Origin of the sequence: Streptomyces sp. NPDC004065, assembly GCF_044903565.1 — a bacterium.
Lineage (GTDB): Bacteria > Actinomycetota > Actinomycetes > Streptomycetales > Streptomycetaceae > Streptomyces.
Window position 1 is genome coordinate 146,909 of the sequence record NZ_JBJDQT010000010.1, and the last position, 15,834, is coordinate 162,742.

A 15,834-nucleotide genomic window follows, 5' to 3' on the forward strand; every position below is an offset into this window, starting at 1 on the left:
GGAACAAACCGTGGCAACCACGCGCACCGCTCACACCGTCTGGGAAGGCAATCTGCTCGAGGGCAACGGCGTCATCACCTTCGACTCCTCCGGCATCGGCCAGCAGCCGGTGTCGTGGCCGTCGCGCGCCGAGCAGGCCAACGGCAAGACCAGCCCCGAGGAGCTGATCGCCGCAGCCCACTCCAGCTGCTTCTCCATGGCGCTGTCGCACGGCCTGGCCGGCGCCGGCACCCCGCCCACCAGCATCCGGACCAAGGCGGACGTCACCTTCCAGCCGGGCGAGGGCATCACCGGCATCCACCTCACCGTCGAGGGCACCGTCCCCGGCATCGACGCCGACGCGTTCGCCGCCGCCGCCGAGGACGCCAAGAAGAACTGCCCCGTCAGCCAGGCCCTGGCCGGTACGACGATCACCCTGGACGCCAAGCTCGCCTGACCGGGCGGCGCCCCCGCACCGTGCCGCGTCCCCGTCCCGGGGGCGCGGCACCGTCGTCTCCAACGTCTCCAAGCGCCGGGTACGCAGCCTTGACAAAGGGCCACTCAAGTTTTGTGCTGGAGTTGGCAGGAAAGCTGAGGCGTCCTTGCGGAAGGGGACGAAGATGGCACGTGCGGTCGGGATCGATCTGGGGACGACGAACTCGGTGGTGGCCGTGCTGGAGGGCGGTGAGCCCACCGTCGTCGCCAACGCTGAGGGTGCGCGGACCACGCCGTCGGTCGTGGCGTTCGCCAAGAACGGCGAGGTGCTGGTCGGCGAGGTGGCCAAGCGGCAGGCCGTGACGAACGTGGAGCGCACCGCGCGCTCCGTCAAACGCCACATGGGCGACGCCCACTGGAGGTTCCCCGAGCAGGGTTCCATCGACGGCACCCGCTACCGGGCCCAGGAGCTGTCCGCGCGCGTCCTGCAGAAGCTGAAGCGGGACGCGGAGGCCTATCTGGGCGAGGACGTCACCGACGCGGTGATCACCGTGCCCGCGTACTTCGACGACGCCCAGCGGCAGGCGACCAAGGAGGCCGGGGAGATCGCCGGCCTGAAGGTGCTCCGGATCATCAACGAGCCGACGGCCGCCGCCCTCGCCTACGGCCTCGACCGGGGCGAGGAGCAGACCGTGCTCGTCTTCGACCTCGGCGGCGGCACCTTCGACGTGTCCCTGCTGGAGATCGGCGACGGCGTCATCGAGGTCAAGGCCACCAACGGCGACACCCACCTGGGCGGTGACGACTGGGACCAGCGGATCGTCGAGTACCTGGTCAAGCGGTTCAAGGGCCAGTACGGCGTGGACCTCGGCCAGGACAAGATGGCGCTGCAACGGCTGCGCGAGGGGGCGGAGAAGGCCAAGATCGAGCTGTCCTCGTCGTCGGAGACGAGCATCAACCTGCCCTACGTCACCGCCTCCGCCGAGGGCCCGCTGCACCTGGAGGAGAGGCTCACCCGGGCGCAGTTCCAGGAGCTCACCGCCGATCTGCTGGACCGCTGCAAGACCCCGTTCCACCAGGCGGTGAAGGACGCGGGCGTGAAGCTGTCCGCGATCGACCACGTCATCCTGGTCGGCGGCTCCACCCGGATGCCCGCGGTCACCGAGCTGGTGCGCGAGCTCACCGGCAAGGACCCGCACAAGGGCGTCAACCCCGACGAGGTGGTCGCCGTGGGCGCCGCGCTCCAGGCGGGCGTGATCCGCGGCGACGTCAAGGACGTCCTGCTCCTGGACGTCACCCCGCTGTCCCTGGGCATCGAGACCAAGGGCGGCATCATGACCAAGCTGATCGAGCGCAACACCACGATCCCCACCCGGCGTTCGGAGATCTTCACCACCGCCACCGACAACCAGCCCTCGGTCGGCATCCAGGTCTACCAGGGCGAACGCGAGATCGCCGCCTACAACAAGAAGCTCGGCGTCTTCGACCTCACCGGCCTGCCGCCGGCCCCGCGCGGGGTGCCGCAGATCGAGGTCGCTTTCGACATCGACGCCAACGGCATCATGCACGTCTCCGCCAAGGACCTGGCCACCGGCCGCGAGCAGAAGATGACGGTCACCGGCGGCTCCGCCCTGCCCAAGGAGGACATCGACCGCATGATGCGGGAGGCCGAGCAGTACGCCGAGGAGGACCGCAGGCGGCGCGAGGCCGCGGAGACCCGCAACCAGGCCGAGCAGCTCGTCTACCAGACCGAGAAGTTCCTGCGCGAGAACGCCGACCGCATCCCCGGCGACACCAGGGGCGAGGTCGAGGCGGCCGTCGCCGAGGTGAAGAACCAGCTGGAGCAGAACGCCGACACCGCCGCCCTGCGCACCGCCGTCGAGAACCTCGGCACGGTCAGCCAGAAGATGGGCCAGGCCATGTACGCCCAGGCCCAGCAGCAGACCCCCACCGAGGCCGGCGGGCCCACCGGGCAGCACACCTCCCCGCAGGACGCCCACGACGAGGACGGCGTGGTGGACGCGGAGATCGTCGACGACGACCGCGACACGAAGGGAGGCGCGGCCTGACCCCCGGAGCGGCCGGGCGGGCCCCGCCGGGCGAGGCGGCTCAGCAGGCGTCGCGGCACTCCCGCAGCAGCTTGCGGGTGCGCTCCGCCGACGCCGCGCGCGCCGTCATGTGGTCGAGGACCTCCAGATGCGTGGAGACCTCCCTGCGGGAGTCCAGGTACAGGGCGCCGGTCAGGTACTCCGTGTAGACCAGGTCCGGCAGCTCCGGCTCGGCGAAGCGGAAGAGGGAGAACGGCGCGTACGTCCCCGGGTGCGGCCCGTCGGCGAACTCGGCGACCTGCACCGTCACCCGGTCCCGCTCGGTGTACTCCAGCAGCTTGTCCAGCTGCCCGCGCATCACCCGGCCACCGGCGCCCACCGGCCTGCGCAGCACCGTCTCCTCGACGATCACCCACAGGTGCGGCGGGTCCGGGCGCTCCAGCAGCCGCTGCCGGTCCATGCGCAGCGCCACGTGCCGCTCGACCGCCCCGGCGCCGGCCCGCCCGACCGTGCCCCCCTCCAGCACGGCGCGCGCGTAGTCCTCGGTCTGCAGCAGCCCGGGCACGAAGTGCGGCTCGTAGGCGCGGATCAGCCGGGCGGCGCCCTCGAGGCTGACGTACAGGCTGAACCACTCCGGCAGCACGTCGTGGTACCGCTGCCACCAGCCGGGCCGGTTGGCCTCCTCGACCAGCGTCACGAAGGCGGCGGTCTCCTCGTCGCCCACCCCGTACGCCGCCAGCAGGATCTGCACGTACGGGACCTTCAGCGCGACCTCGGCCGTCTCCATGCGCCGCACGGTCGCCGGGTTCACCCGCAGTACTCGGGCGGCCTCCTCGCGGCAGAGCCCGGCCGCCTCACGCAGCTCCTGCAGCCTCCTGCCCAGCACCACCTGGCCCACGGTGGGCGCGGGCCGCCGCTCACTCACGCCACGCCTCCCACACACCGCGCGCCCAGATTCCGCGAGCAGTCTGCCATGCGCCGCCGCCGCGCACACCGTCCGCCGCGGCCGTACGGGTGCCCCGGCAGTGATCGTCAAGTCATCAACGAGTGGAGGTACTTGACGGTCGCCGGATCGGCGGGCAGGAACGTCTCGATCGCCAGTTCCGCCACCGTCACGTCCATGGGGGTGTTGAAGGTGGAGATCGAGGAGACGAACGACAGCACCCGGCCCTCGTGCTCGATCACCATCGGCAGCGCGAAGTACGGCACCGGGGCGTCCCCGGCACCCGCCGCGTCGCCGCCCTCGGGCACCGGATAGGCCGCGACCTCCTCGTACAGCGCCCGCAGTCCGGGCGAGCGGTGCAGCGCGATCTGCCGCTCCATCTGGGCGAGCAGATGCCCCCGCCACTCGCGCAGATTGCGGATGCGCGGCGCCAGGCCCCGCGGGTGCAGGGTCAGCCGCATCGCGTTCGGCGGCGGGCCGAGCAGCGACTCCGGCACGCCCTCCAGCAGCATCGCGATGCCCCGGTTCGCGGTCACCACGTCGTAGCGCGCGTCCACCACCAGCGCCGGATACGGCTCGTAGCCCTGGATCAGCCGCTCCAGGCCCTCGCGCAGCGCGCCCAGCGAGGGGTCGTCGAGCGGCGTCTCCGGGTAGTGCGGGGCGTAACCGGCGGCCAGCAGCAGCGCGTTGCGCTCCCGCACCGGAACCTCCAGATGCTCCGCGAGCCGCAGCACCATCTCCTCGCTCGGCCGTGAGCGGCCCGTCTCGATGAAGCTGATGTGCCGGGCCGAGGAATCGGCGCGCAGCGCCAGTTCCAGCTGACTGACCCGCCGCCGCTCGCGCCAGGCCCGCAGCAGCGGACCCACGCCCTGCGCCGGGGGAGCGGCGGGAGACCCCTGTTTGCCGGTCGCCGTGGTGGTCATGGTCACGACCGTAGCCGAAGGCGGGCGCCGGCACCCGGGCCCCGGGCCCCGGGCCCCGGGACCCGGGGTGCGTGCCGGTCCGCGCGCGTCCGGGCCGCCCGCCGCGCACGCCGGCCGCGCGTCCGGTGCGCCCGCCGCGCACACCGCGGCGACCAGGTGCGCTCCACCGCTCCTGTGGCAGTCTGAACAGGTACGCGCCCGCCGGCGACAGGCGAGGAAGGGAGCGAGCCATGGCCGCCGAACCGCTGCCGCGCCAGGAGATCGAGGACCGGCTGTCGCGGCTGCCCGGCTGGTCGCTGGACGGCGACCGGCTCACCCGCTCCTTCCGGCTGCCCTCGCACCTGGCGGCCACGGCGATGGTGGTGCACATCGCCCAGGTCCAGGAGGAGCTCGACCACCACTCCGACCTGACCCTCGGCTACAACACGGTCTCCCTGAGCGTGAACACGCACTGCGCGGGCGGCGTAGTGACCGAAAAGGACTTCGAGCTCGCCCGCCGCGTCCAGGACCTCGCCCCGGGGCACGGGGCCGGCTGAACGGCGCGGGGGGCCGTCGACCAGGGGGGTGCCGGGTGGTACTGGACTACGAGCAGGAGGCCGAGCGCTACGACGCCGCGCGCGGCGGCGAGCCCAGAGCGGCGGCCGCCGCCCGGGCCGTGCTGCGCCTGGTGCCGCCGGGGGCGCGGGAGTTGCTGGACGTCGGCTGCGGCACCGGCATCGTCACCCGCAGGCTCACGGCCGGCCGGCCCGGGCTGCGGGTGACCGGGGTGGACCGGGCGGCGGCGATGGCCCGGCTGGCCGCTGCGCGCCTGCCCGGCGCCGTCGTGCGCGCCGACGGCCGCCGGCTGCCGTTCCCGGACGGCACGTTCGACGCGGTCACCAGCGTGTGGCTGCTGCACCTCGCGGCGAGCGCGGAGGACGCCCGCGCGGTCGTCGCCGAGTGCGCCCGGCTGCTGCGGCCCGGCGGCGTCTACGTCACCACGGTCGACAAGGCCGCCGCCCACAACGTCGGCAGCGACATCGACGCCGTCCTCGCCTCCCGGCCGCGCAGCCCGGTCCACGACGCCGAGGACGCCGTGGCCGGCCTTGCCGCCGCGCACGGCCTCGTCCCGGCCGGCCGGACCCGCTTCCCCGGCCGCGGTCAGGGCCGCAGCCCGCGCCGTACCATCGCCGACCTGCGGCGCGGCTGGTTCGTGACGCTGCCGCCCGGCGACCCGCTCAGCGAGGACTTCGCCGCCCGGCTGGCCGCCCTGCCGGACCAGGACCGCCCGCGCCCGGACCCGGTGTTCACCCTGCGCGCCTTCCGCAGACCCGCCGGGGAGTGACCCCCTGCCGCCGGGCCGGCGGTGCCCCCGGGCCCGCCGGCGCGGCGCGTCACGCCTTGCGATGCGGCGCGTCACGCCCTCCGGTGCGCTGCCCGCCGCCTTCCGGCGCCCCGTCTTTTGCCGTATCGGCAACGGAGCTGGCCACCCTGCGGTGCTCCGGCGCACGCTGGCCGCAACGAGAGGAGAGGCTGATCACATGGCCCACGAGGACCGCGACCACAACGGCCCGCACGCGGACGGAGGCGACGCCCACGGAGGCGACGCCCACGGGGACCAGGCGCACGAGGACCAGGACCAGGCCCACGAGAGCCACGCGCACGCCCACGGCCACGCACACGCCCACCACGGCGGCCACGGCGGCCACGGCGACACCGACATCGACTGGGCCGTGATGGCTCCGCTGCTGGAGTCCCAGGCGGAGCTCCTCACCCCGATGTACGAGCGGGTCATGGCCTGGCTCGGCCGGGAGGTCACCGAGCCCGGCCTGATCGTCGACGCGGGCAGCGGGCCGGGCGTCGTCTCCTGCCTGTTCGCCGAGTCCTTCCCGGGCGCCCGGGTCGTCGCGGTGGACGGTTCCGGGCCCGTGCTGGAGCGGGCCCGCGCCCGGGCCGCCCGCCTCGGCTTCGCCGACCGCTTCACCACCGTCACCGGCGAACTGCCCGGCGCGCTGGCCGAGTTGGAGTACCCGGCCGACCTGCTGTGGGCGAGCAACAGCCTGCACCACCTCGGCGATCAGCGGGCCGCGCTGGCCGCCTTCGCCGAGCGGCTGGCGCCCGGCGGCACCCTCGCCCTGCTGGAGGGCGGACTGCCCGCCCGCTTCCTGCCCCGCGACTTCGGCATCGGCCGCCCCGGTCTGCAGGCCCGGCTGGACGCGGTCGAGGCGGAGTGGTTCACGCGCATGCGCGAGGACCTGCCCGGCTCGGTCGCCGAGACCGAGGACTGGCCGGCCCTGCTGGCCGCCGCGGGCCTGAAGCCGGCCGGCACCCGAAGCTTCCTGCTGGACCTGCCCGCACCGCTCTCCGACCGCGCCCGCGCCTACGTCGTGGCGTCCCTGGCCCGGCTGCGCGAGGGGCTCGAGGACGGGCTCGACGCGGAGGACCTGGCCACCCTGGACCGGCTGCTGGACCCCGACGACGAGGCGAGCGTGCACCGCCGGGGCGACGTGTTCGTCCTCAAGGCGCACACCGTCCACACCGCCGTACGCACCGCCTGAACCGGCCTGTCCCGGCGGCAGTTGACTTGGACCGCACCGCAAGTGACTGCAAGTGACGGAATGCCGGGCGGACGCACGAAAGCCCCGGACCGTCACGGACGGTCCGGGGCTTTCGGACAGCTTGCGGGGCAACCGCGTCGGACGGCCGAGGGCCCGGCCCGCGGCCCGCGCCAGGCGGCCCCCGTCAGGCGATCTCGAACGTGGCCGGGTCCGGCCCCAGCCGCCGGTCCTCGTTCAGCGCGCTGATGGCCGCGAGGTCCTCGTCGTCCAGGCTGAAGTCGAAGACCTCGATGTTCTCCTTGATCCGGGACGGCGTGACCGACTTCGGGATCACGATGTTGCCCAGCTGGAGGTGCCAGCGCAGCACGATCTGCGCCGGGGTGCGGTTGTGCTTCTGCGCGATCGCCACGATCGCCGGCACCTCCAGCAGGCCCTTGCCCTGGCCGAGCGGCGACCAGGCCTCGGTGGCGATGCCCTGCTCCGCGTGGTACTCGCGGGCGGCGCGCTGCTGCAGATGCGGATGCAGTTCGATCTGGTTGACCGCCGGGATCACCGAGGTCTCGGAGATCAGACGCTCCAGGTGCTCGGGCAGGAAGTTGGAGGTTCCGATCGCCCGGACCCGGCCGTCGGCGAGCAGCTTCTCGAGCGCCTTGTAGGTGTCGACGAACAGGCCCTTGGCGGGCAGCGGCCAGTGGATCAGGTACAGGTCCACGTACTCCAGGCCGAGCTTGGCCAGCGAGGCGTCGAAGGCGCGCAGTGCCGCGTCGTACCCGTGGTCGGAGTTCCACAGCTTGGTGGTGACGAAGGCCTCCTCACGCGGGACGCCGGAGGCGGCGATGGCCTTGCCGGTGCCCTCCTCGTTGCCGTAGATCGCCGCTGTGTCGATGCTGCGGTACCCGGTCTCCAGCGCGGTGGCGACCGCCCGCTCCGCCTCGTCGTCCGGCACCTGCCAGACGCCGAAGCCCAGCTGGGGCATCTCGACGCCGTTGTTGAGGATGATCGGGGGGACCTTGCTGCTCACAGGCTCTTGATCCTTCGGTTGTCGTCAGGTGGTCGTCACGTGATACCCCCATCTTCAACGATCACGGACCGCGAGGTATTCCTGACCGGCGGGATCAGGCCTCGTACAGCGCCTCGACCTCGTCGGCGTAGGCGTTCTCGATGGCCTTGCGCTTGAGCTTCAGCGACGGCGTCAGCAGGCCGTGCTCCTCGGTGAAGGGCTGCGCGAGGATGCGGAAGGTGCGGATGGACTCCGCCTGCGAGACCTGGGTGTTCGCGGCGACCACCGCGCGCCGCACCTCGGTCTCCAGGTCCTGGTCGCGCACCAGCTGGGCGAGCGGCATCCGCGGCTTGCCGCGCATCTGCAGCCAGTGGTCGACGGCCTCCTGGTCGAGGGTGACCAGGGCGGCGACGTAGGGGCGGTCGTTGCCGACGACGATGCACTGGGAGACCAGCGGGTGGTCGCGCACCCGCTCCTCCAGCAGGCCCGGGGCCACGCTCTTGCCGCCGGAGGTCACCAGGATCTCCTTCTTGCGGCCGGTGATGGTGAGGAAGCCGTCCTCGTCGAGGGAGCCGAGGTCGCCGGTGGCCAGCCAGCCGTCGTGCAGGGTCTGGTCGGTGGCCTTCTGGTTGTTGAGGTAGCCCTGGAAGACGTTGCCGCCGTGCAGCCAGACCTCGCCGTCGTCGGCGATGTGCACGGTGACGCCCGGGATGGGCTGCCCGACGGTGCCGTAGCGGGTCCTGCCGGGCGGGTTGGCGGTGGCGGCCGCCGTGGACTCGGTCAGGCCGTAGCCCTCGTAGATCTGCACCCCGGCGCCGGCGAAGAACAGGCCGAGGCGGCGGTCCATCGCCGAGCCGCCGGACATGGCGTTGCGGATCCGGCCGCCCATCGCCGCGCGCACCTTGGAGTACACGAGCTTGTCGAAGAGCTGGTGCTGCATGCGCAGGCCCGCCGACGGCCCGGGGCCGATGCCCCACGCCTTGGCCTCCACCGCCTCCGCGTACTTCACGGCGATGTCGACGGCCTTCTCGAACGGCCCGTCCCGGCCCTCCGCCTCCGCCTTGCGGCGGGCCGCGGCGAACACCTTCTCGAAGATGTACGGCACGGCCAGGATGAAGGTGGGTCTGAAGCTCTGCAGGTCGGGCAGCAGGGCGGCGGCGTTCAGCTGCGGCTGGTGGCCGAGGCGCACCCCGGCGCGGATGGTGGCGACCTCCACCATCCGGCCGAAGACGTGCGCGAGCGGCAGGAACAGCAGCGTCGCGGCCTCGTCGCCCTTCTTGGTGTGGAACACCGGCTCCCAGCGCTCCATCACCGTGTCCGCCTCGAACATGAAGTTGCCGTGCGACAGGACGCAGCCCTTGGGGCGGCCGGTGGTGCCCGAGGTGTAGATGACCGTGGCGGTGGAGTCGGGGGTGACGGCCTCGCGGTGGCGGTGCACCACGTCGTCGTCGATGTGCGCGCCCGCGTCGTACAGCTCCTGCACGCAGCCCTCGTCCAGCTGCCACAGACGGCGCAGCCGGGGGAGCCGGTCGATGACGGTGGCGATCGTCATCGCGTGGTCCTCGTGCTCCACGACGGCCGCGGAGACCTCGGCGTCGTACAGCATCCAGAAGCACTGCTCGGCCGAGGAGGTGGGGTAGATCGGCACCACCTGGGCGCCCACCGTCCACAGCGCGAAGTCGAACAGCGTCCACTCGTAGCGGGTACGGGACATGATCGCGACCCGGTCGCCGAACCGTACGCCCTGCGCCAGCAGGCCCTTGGCCAGGGCGAGCACCTCGTCGCGGAACTCCGCGGAGGTCACGTCCCGCCAGCCGCCGTCGTCGTCCTTGCGGCCGAGCGCCACGTGCAGCGGGTCCTCCTCGGCACGCCGGAACACGACGTCGGCCAGCCCGCCCACCGGCGGTGGCAACGTCAACGGAGGGCTGGTGAACTCGCGCAAACCACGCCTCCCGCTCCTTGTGACGCTCCGCACAGCGCCGTGAAAGCTACCCCACGGGACGGCGGGGCGGGAGGGGGCCGAAAGCGAGCAGTGCTCACGAAACGCACTGGTCAGCGTCCGAAAATACGCTCACAAGGGGAGGGGGCGGACAGAAGACTTACGGTTTCGCCGCTTTCGGTCCGGCAATGCGCCTGCAATCTCCACCGAATCTGTACCACCCGCTCACGGGCCGGGCCGCCGCGGGCGCCCGGCCGGGACTGTCGGCCGGGGCCCGGTCCGCGCCCCGGCGATCCCGGCACGCACGGGCCGGGGGCCCGGCCCGTCCCGGTGGCGTCGCCATCGCGGATCATGGTGGCGGTGGGCGAGGTGCACGGGATTCCCGATCGGCCGGGCAAGGGGGAGCATGGACGGGGGCACCCGTGTACCGGAGGGGTACCGGAGGGGTACCGGAGGGCACACGCCGCCCGCCCGCGTCACCGCGGAACCGACCGAGCAAGTGGAGCACAGTGAAACGCCCGAGCCTGCCGAGCTGGATGCCGCTCGACCCGTACCTCCTGCTGCTGCTCGGGACGGTGGGCCTGGCCGCGCTGCTGCCGGCCCGCGGCACGGCGGCGGACGTGGCCTCCGGGGCCTCGACGGCCGCGATCGCCTTCCTGTTCTTCCTCTACGGCGTCCGGCTGTCCACCCGCGAGGCGCTCGACGGGCTGCGGCACTGGCGGCTGCACCTCACCGTGCTCGTCTGCACGTTCCTCGTCTTCCCGCTGCTCGGCGTCGCCGCCCGCGGCCTGGTGCCGTTCCTGCTGACCCGGCCGCTGTACGAGGGGCTGCTGTTCCTCACCCTGGTCCCCTCCACCATCCAGTCATCGATCGCCTTCACCTCCATCGCCCGCGGCAACGTGCCCGCCGCCATCTGCGCCGGCTCCTTCTCGTCCCTCGCCGGCATCGTCCTCACCCCGCTGCTCGCCGCCGCGCTGCTGGGCGGCGGCACCGGCGGCTTCTCCGGGCACTCACTGGTCACGATCGTGCTGGAACTGCTGGTGCCGTTCCTCGCCGGCCAGGTGCTGCGCCCCTGGATCGGCGGCTTCGTCGCCCGGCACCGCAAGGTCCTCGGACTCGTCGACCGCGGCTCCATCCTGCTCGTCGTCTACACCGCGTTCAGCGAGGGCATGGTCCGCGGCATCTGGCACCAGGTGAGCCCCGCCCGGCTGGGCGCGCTGCTCGCCGTGGAGGCCGTCCTGCTCGCGGTGATGCTGGCGCTGACCTGGTACGGCGCCCGGGCGCTGCGGTTCGGCCGGGCGGACCGCATCGCCATCCAGTTCGCCGGGTCGAAGAAGTCGCTGGCCTCCGGCCTGCCCATGGCGAGCGTCCTGTTCGGCGCCCACGCGTCCCTGGCCGTGCTGCCGCTGATGCTCTTCCACCAGATGCAGCTGATGGTGTGCGCGGTGATCGCCCGGCACCGGGCCCAGGACCCCGAGGCCCGCGAGGACGTCACCCGCGCGGGCCCGGGCGCGGCCGGCGGCAGCACGGCCGGTACGGCGGCGACACGTCCCCGCTGAGGATTTCCGGCACCGGGGGGTGACGGCGGCTTAACGTTCCGTCATGACCGCTCCTGACGCACTCGATCCCGCGCGCACCGCCCTCGTCCTCGTCGACCTGATGGACCGCATCGTCGCCCTGCCCCTGGAACCCCGCAAGGGCACCGACGTCCTGGTCGTCGCGGAGGAACTCGCCACCAGGTTCCGGGCGGCCGGCGCGCCCGTCGTGCTGATCCGGGTGGAGAGACCCGGCGTCCGCGAGCAGCCGCCGGGCAGCGCGCTGGTCGCGGGACTGCGCCACGAGGGCGACATCGAGATCGTCAAGCGCACGATCGGCGGCTTCCAGGACACCGGCCTGGACCAGCGCCTGGGCGAGCGCGGCGTGACCACCCTGGTGTTCGGCGGCATCGCCACCAACCTGGGCGTGGAGTCCACCGCCCGCGCCGCCGCCGACCTCGGCTACGAGCTCGTCTTCGCCGAGGACGCGATGGCCGCGTTCACCGCCGCCGAGCACGAGGCGTCGGTGCGACTGGACTTCCCCCGGCTGGGCACGGTGACCAGGGCCGCGGACCTGCGGTTCGCCTGACGCCCCGCGGCACACAGGGCGCGGGCCCGTCGGCTCAGTCCGCACCCCCCGCCGCGACCCGGTGCTCCCCCGTGTAGACGTTCATCGAGGTGCCCCGCAGGAACCCCACCAGCGTCAGCCCGCTCTCCGCCGCCAGGTCCACCGCCAGCGACGACGGCGCCGACACTGCCGCGAGGACGGGGATGCCCGCCATCACGGCCTTCTGCGCCAGTTCGAAGGAGGCGCGGCCGGAGACCAGCAGGATGGTGCGGGACAGCGGGAGCGCGCCGTTCTGCAGCGCCCGCCCGACCAGCTTGTCGACCGCGTTGTGCCGGCCCACGTCCTCCCGGATGTCCAGCAGCTCGCCGTCCTCCGCGAACAGGGCCGCCGCGTGCAGGCCCCCCGTCCGGTCGAAGACCCGCTGGGCCGCGCGCAGCCGGTCGGGCAGACCGGCCAGCATGCGCGCCTCGGCCCGTACCGGAGGCATGTCGGAGATCGGCCAGCGGGCCGTGGTGCGCACGGCGTCCAGGCTGGCCTTGCCGCACAGGCCGCAGGACGAGGTGGTGTAGACGTTGCGCTCCAGCGTGATGTCGGGGACGGCCAGGCCGGGAGCGGTGCGCACGTCCACCACGTTGTACGTGTTGGAGCCGTCCACCGTGGCCCCGTCGCAGTAGACGATGGTGCGCACGTCCGACGGGGCGCCCAGCACCCCCTCGCTCACCAGGAACCCGGCGGCGAGCGCGAAGTCGTCGCCCGGCGTGCGCATGGTGATGGCGAGGGCCTTGCCGTTCAGCCGGATCTCCAGCGGCTCCTCGGCCACCAGGGTGTCGGGCCGGGACGAGACGGCCCCGTCGCGGATGCGGATGACCTTGCGTCGTTCCGTGACTCGTCCCATGTCCTGATCAGCCCCGGTTCTCTCCGTGTCTTGACGATCTCATTGTCCTGCACACGCGGGACGGGCGTACCCGGCCCGTTGCGTGGCGGGCGCGCCGCGAGCCGGTACCGGTCCGCTCCGGCTCCTCCCGGGTACCCGCCGTACGGCTGCCGGACTCCCGCCCGCCGGAGCACCCCCGCACACCGGACTCCCGCCCGCCGGAGCACCCCCGCACACCGGACTCCCGCTCGCCGGAGCACCCCCGCCGCCGCGCCCCTCAGCCCCGCGTGCGCCGGCCCGGTGGTGACGGAAGGCGACAACCCCGGCCACCGAATCCTGTCGCCACGCCTGTCGTGCTACCCGCCGGTCACTGACCAGACTGTGGATTCCGTAACCCACGGCAACGAGGGGCATCACCCATGAACGGCTCGCGCATCGCCGCCACCGGTCACTATCAGCCCGCCAGGGTGCTCACCAACGAGGACCTGGCCGGCATGGTGGACACCAGCGACGAGTGGATCAGGAGCCGGGTGGGCATCCGGACCCGGCACATCGCCGCGCCCGACGAACCCGTGGACGAGCTGGCCGCGCACGCCGCCGCCAAGGCGCTCGCGGCGGCCGGGCTCACCCCGGACGCGATCGACCTGGTCCTGGTCGCCACCTCCACGGCCATCGACCGCTCCCCGAACATGGCCGCCCGGGTCGCGGCCCGGCTCGGCATCCCCCAGCCGGCCGCGATGGACGTCAACGTGGTGTGCGCCGGCTTCACCCACGCGCTCGCCACCGCCGACCACGCCGTACGGGCCGGCGCCGCCGCGCGGGCCCTGGTCATCGGCGCCGACAAGATGTCCGACGTCACCGACTGGAGCGACCGGACGACCTGCGTGCTCGTCGGGGACGGGGCGGGCGCCGCGGTGGTGGAGGCGTGCCCGCCGGGCGAGGAGCCCGGGATCGGGCCCGTGCTGTGGGGCTCGGTGCCCGACATGGGGCACGCGGTGCGCATCGAGGGCACGCCGCCGCGGTTCGCGCAGGAGGGACAGAGCGTCTACCGGTGGGCCACCACGCAGTTGCCGCCGCTGGCCCGGCAGACCTGCGAGCGGGCCGGCATCGCGCCGGAGGACCTCGCCGCGGTCGTGCTGCACCAGGCGAACCTGCGCATCGTCGAACCGCTGGCCCAGCGGCTGGGGGCGGTCAACGCCGTGGTGGCCCGCGACGTCCGCGACTCCGGGAACACCTCCGCCGCCAGCATCCCGCTCGCCCTGTCCAAGCTGGTGGAGCGGGGCGAGATCAGCTGCGGCGACCCGGTGCTGCTGTTCGGCTTCGGCGGCAACCTGTCGTACGCCGGACAGGTCGTGCGCTGCCCCTGAGGCCGCGCCCGGGCACGACGGCGTGCGCCGTCCCTGACGCGCACCACCCGGGCGGAGGCATGGTCGGGTCGTGCGCTGCCCCTGACGCACCCGGCACCCGGGCGGAGGCATGGCCGTGCGCTGTCCCTGACGCGCACCCCGCACCCGGGCGCGGCCGGTCGCGCGCCGCCCCTGACGCCCCGGCATCCCGCGCCCGCGCCCACCTTTGTCCTGTGAGTGGAGAAAGTGGGCGCGAATTCCTGCACGACTTCTTCCCAGGGTCACGGGCCGCTGCTACGTTCCCCTCGAAAGTCCGGCGGGCCGAAGGCCCGCGAGCCCGGCACGGACGGCCGCAGCGAGGCGGGGGAGGGGCACGTGAGACGGATGACCGCGCGACCCGCCAACGCCCATCAGGCCCGGCTGCTGAAGCTGCTGCGCGACGAGGGACCCAGCTCCCGCGCACAGCTCGGGGACCGGGTCGACCTCTCCCGGTCGAAACTGGCCGTGGAGGTGGACCGTCTCCTGGAGACGGGACTGGTCGTGGCCGACGGGCTCGCCGCCTCGCGCGGCGGCCGGCGCTCCCACAACGTCCGGCTCGCGCCCACCCTGCGTTTCCTGGGCGTGGACATCGGCGCCACCTCGGTGGACGTCGCGGTCACCAACGCCGAGCTGGAGGTGCTGGGGCACCTCAACCAGCCCATGGACGTGCGCGAGGGCCCGGTCGCGGTCTTCGAGCTGGTCCTGTCCATGGCCGCCAAGCTGCGGGACACGGGACTGGCCGAGGGGTACGACGGCGCCGGCATCGGAGTGCCCGGTCCCGTCCGCTTCCCCGAAGGGGTCCCGGTGGCGCCGCCGATCATGCCCGGCTGGGACGGCTTCCCCGTCCGGGAGGCGCTCAGCCAGGAACTCGGCTGCCCGGTCATGGTCGACAACGACGTGAACCTCATGGCGCTGGGGGAGCAGCACGCGGGCGTCGCCCGCTCCGTGGGCGACTTCCTCTGCATCAAGATCGGCACGGGTATCGGCTGCGGCATCGTCGTCGGCGGCGCGGTCCACCGCGGCACCACCGGCAGCGCGGGCGACATCGGGCACATCCAGGCCGTGCCCGACGGACGCCCGTGCGCCTGCGGCAACCGGGGCTGCCTGGAAGCCCACTTCAGCGGCGCCGCCCTCGCCCGCGACGCACTGGACGCGGCGCGGCAGGGCCTGTCGGCCGAGCTCGCGGCCCGGCTGGAGGCGAACGGCGGCCTCACCGCCGTCGACGTCGCCGCCGCGGCCGCCGCGGGCGACGCCACCTCGCTCGACCTGATCCGCGACGGCGGCACCCGCACCGGCCAGGTCATCGCCGGACTCGTCTCCTTCTTCAACCCCGGCCTGGTGGTCATCGGCGGCGGGGTGACCGGCCTCGGCCACACCCTGCTCGCCGCGATCCGCACCCAGGTCTACCGCCAGTCGCTGCCGCTGGCGACCGGCAACCTGCCCATCGTCCTCGGGGAACTGGGCCAGAACGCCGGCGTGATCGGCGCGGCCCGCCTCATCAGCGACCACCTGTTCTCACCCGCGTAACCGGCTTCCCACCCGCGCAACCCGCCCGCACGGACACCCCCGGTACCGCCCGCACGGACACCCCCGGTACCGCCCGCACGGACACCCCCGGTACCGCCCGCACGGACACCCCCGGTACCGCCCGCACGGACACCCCCGGTC

Annotated in this window: 14 protein-coding genes; 9 read left to right on the plus strand and 5 right to left on the minus strand. The window is 73.4% G+C overall.

The features are described from left to right. Window positions 1-10 precede the first annotated feature (10 nt). Both ACI2LW_RS14080 and dnaK read left to right on the plus strand, forming a co-directional pair. Complete coding sequence (locus tag ACI2LW_RS14080; protein ID WP_404731433.1) at window positions 11-436, plus strand: OsmC family protein; 426 nt, start codon at window positions 11-13, stop codon at window positions 434-436. 163 nt (window positions 437-599) lie between these two features. Then, complete coding sequence (gene dnaK, locus ACI2LW_RS14085; protein ID WP_404731434.1) at window positions 600-2,483, plus strand: molecular chaperone DnaK; 1,884 nt, start codon at window positions 600-602, stop codon at window positions 2,481-2,483. Between the two features lie 40 nt (window positions 2,484-2,523). Here the strand turns inward: dnaK and ACI2LW_RS14090 are convergent, their stop codons facing one another. Next, entirely contained in the window at window positions 2,524-3,387 is an 864-nt protein-coding gene (locus ACI2LW_RS14090) for a helix-turn-helix domain-containing protein (protein WP_404731435.1), read from the minus strand. A gap of 107 nt (window positions 3,388-3,494) precedes the next feature. Next, on the minus strand, window positions 3,495-4,328 hold the full coding sequence (locus ACI2LW_RS14095) for a helix-turn-helix domain-containing protein (protein WP_404731436.1): 834 nt from the start codon (window positions 4,326-4,328) through the stop codon (window positions 3,495-3,497). A 230-nt stretch (window positions 4,329-4,558) separates the two neighbouring features. Here ACI2LW_RS14095 and ACI2LW_RS14100 point away from each other — a divergent pair, with 230 nt between their 5' ends. The 3 genes from ACI2LW_RS14100 to ACI2LW_RS14110 all read left to right on the plus strand — a co-directional run bounded on the left by ACI2LW_RS14100 (window position 4,559) and on the right by ACI2LW_RS14110 (window position 6,865). Further along, window positions 4,559-4,864, plus strand: coding sequence for a 4a-hydroxytetrahydrobiopterin dehydratase (locus tag ACI2LW_RS14100; RefSeq protein WP_404731437.1), 306 nt, complete (start codon window positions 4,559-4,561; stop codon window positions 4,862-4,864). Between the two features lie 35 nt (window positions 4,865-4,899). Continuing rightward, window positions 4,900-5,652, plus strand: a complete 753-nt coding sequence (locus ACI2LW_RS14105; RefSeq protein WP_404731438.1) for a class I SAM-dependent methyltransferase — start codon at window positions 4,900-4,902, stop codon at window positions 5,650-5,652. A gap of 196 nt (window positions 5,653-5,848) precedes the next feature. Then, window positions 5,849-6,865, plus strand: coding sequence for a class I SAM-dependent methyltransferase (locus tag ACI2LW_RS14110; protein ID WP_404731439.1), 1,017 nt, complete (start codon window positions 5,849-5,851; stop codon window positions 6,863-6,865). A gap of 184 nt (window positions 6,866-7,049) precedes the next feature. Here ACI2LW_RS14110 and ACI2LW_RS14115 read toward each other — a convergent pair whose 3' ends face one another. Together ACI2LW_RS14115 and ACI2LW_RS14120 are read right to left on the minus strand one after the other, a co-directional pair. After that, window positions 7,050-7,886, minus strand: coding sequence for an aldo/keto reductase (locus ACI2LW_RS14115; RefSeq protein ID WP_404731440.1), 837 nt, complete (start codon window positions 7,884-7,886; stop codon window positions 7,050-7,052). A 94-nt stretch (window positions 7,887-7,980) separates the two neighbouring features. Next, a complete protein-coding gene (locus ACI2LW_RS14120) occupies window positions 7,981-9,807 on the minus strand; it encodes an AMP-dependent synthetase/ligase (protein WP_404731441.1) in 1,827 nt (608 codons plus the stop codon). A gap of 506 nt (window positions 9,808-10,313) precedes the next feature. Between ACI2LW_RS14120 and ACI2LW_RS14125 the strand changes: the two genes are divergently transcribed. Together ACI2LW_RS14125 and ACI2LW_RS14130 are read left to right on the plus strand one after the other, a co-directional pair. Further along, complete coding sequence (locus ACI2LW_RS14125; protein ID WP_404731442.1) at window positions 10,314-11,363, plus strand: bile acid:sodium symporter family protein; 1,050 nt, start codon at window positions 10,314-10,316, stop codon at window positions 11,361-11,363. Between the two features lie 43 nt (window positions 11,364-11,406). Next, the gene (locus ACI2LW_RS14130) at window positions 11,407-11,928 is read left to right on the plus strand and encodes an isochorismatase family protein (RefSeq protein WP_404731443.1); all 522 of its coding nucleotides are present in this window, start codon (window positions 11,407-11,409) and stop codon (window positions 11,926-11,928) included. Window positions 11,929-11,962: 34 nt separating this feature from the next. Here ACI2LW_RS14130 and fdhD read toward each other — a convergent pair whose 3' ends face one another. Next, complete coding sequence (gene fdhD, locus ACI2LW_RS14135; protein WP_404731444.1) at window positions 11,963-12,802, minus strand: formate dehydrogenase accessory sulfurtransferase FdhD; 840 nt, start codon at window positions 12,800-12,802, stop codon at window positions 11,963-11,965. A gap of 398 nt (window positions 12,803-13,200) precedes the next feature. Between fdhD and ACI2LW_RS14140 the strand changes: the two genes are divergently transcribed. Both ACI2LW_RS14140 and ACI2LW_RS14145 read left to right on the plus strand, forming a co-directional pair. Beyond that, window positions 13,201-14,148 carry a beta-ketoacyl-ACP synthase III gene (locus tag ACI2LW_RS14140; protein ID WP_404731445.1) on the plus strand — a complete coding sequence of 316 codons (948 nt, stop codon included), beginning with the start codon at window positions 13,201-13,203 and terminating at the stop codon, window positions 14,146-14,148. Window positions 14,149-14,511: 363 nt separating this feature from the next. Then, complete coding sequence (locus tag ACI2LW_RS14145) at window positions 14,512-15,693, plus strand: ROK family protein (RefSeq protein WP_404731446.1); 1,182 nt, start codon at window positions 14,512-14,514, stop codon at window positions 15,691-15,693. Window positions 15,694-15,834: the final 141 nt, after the last annotated feature.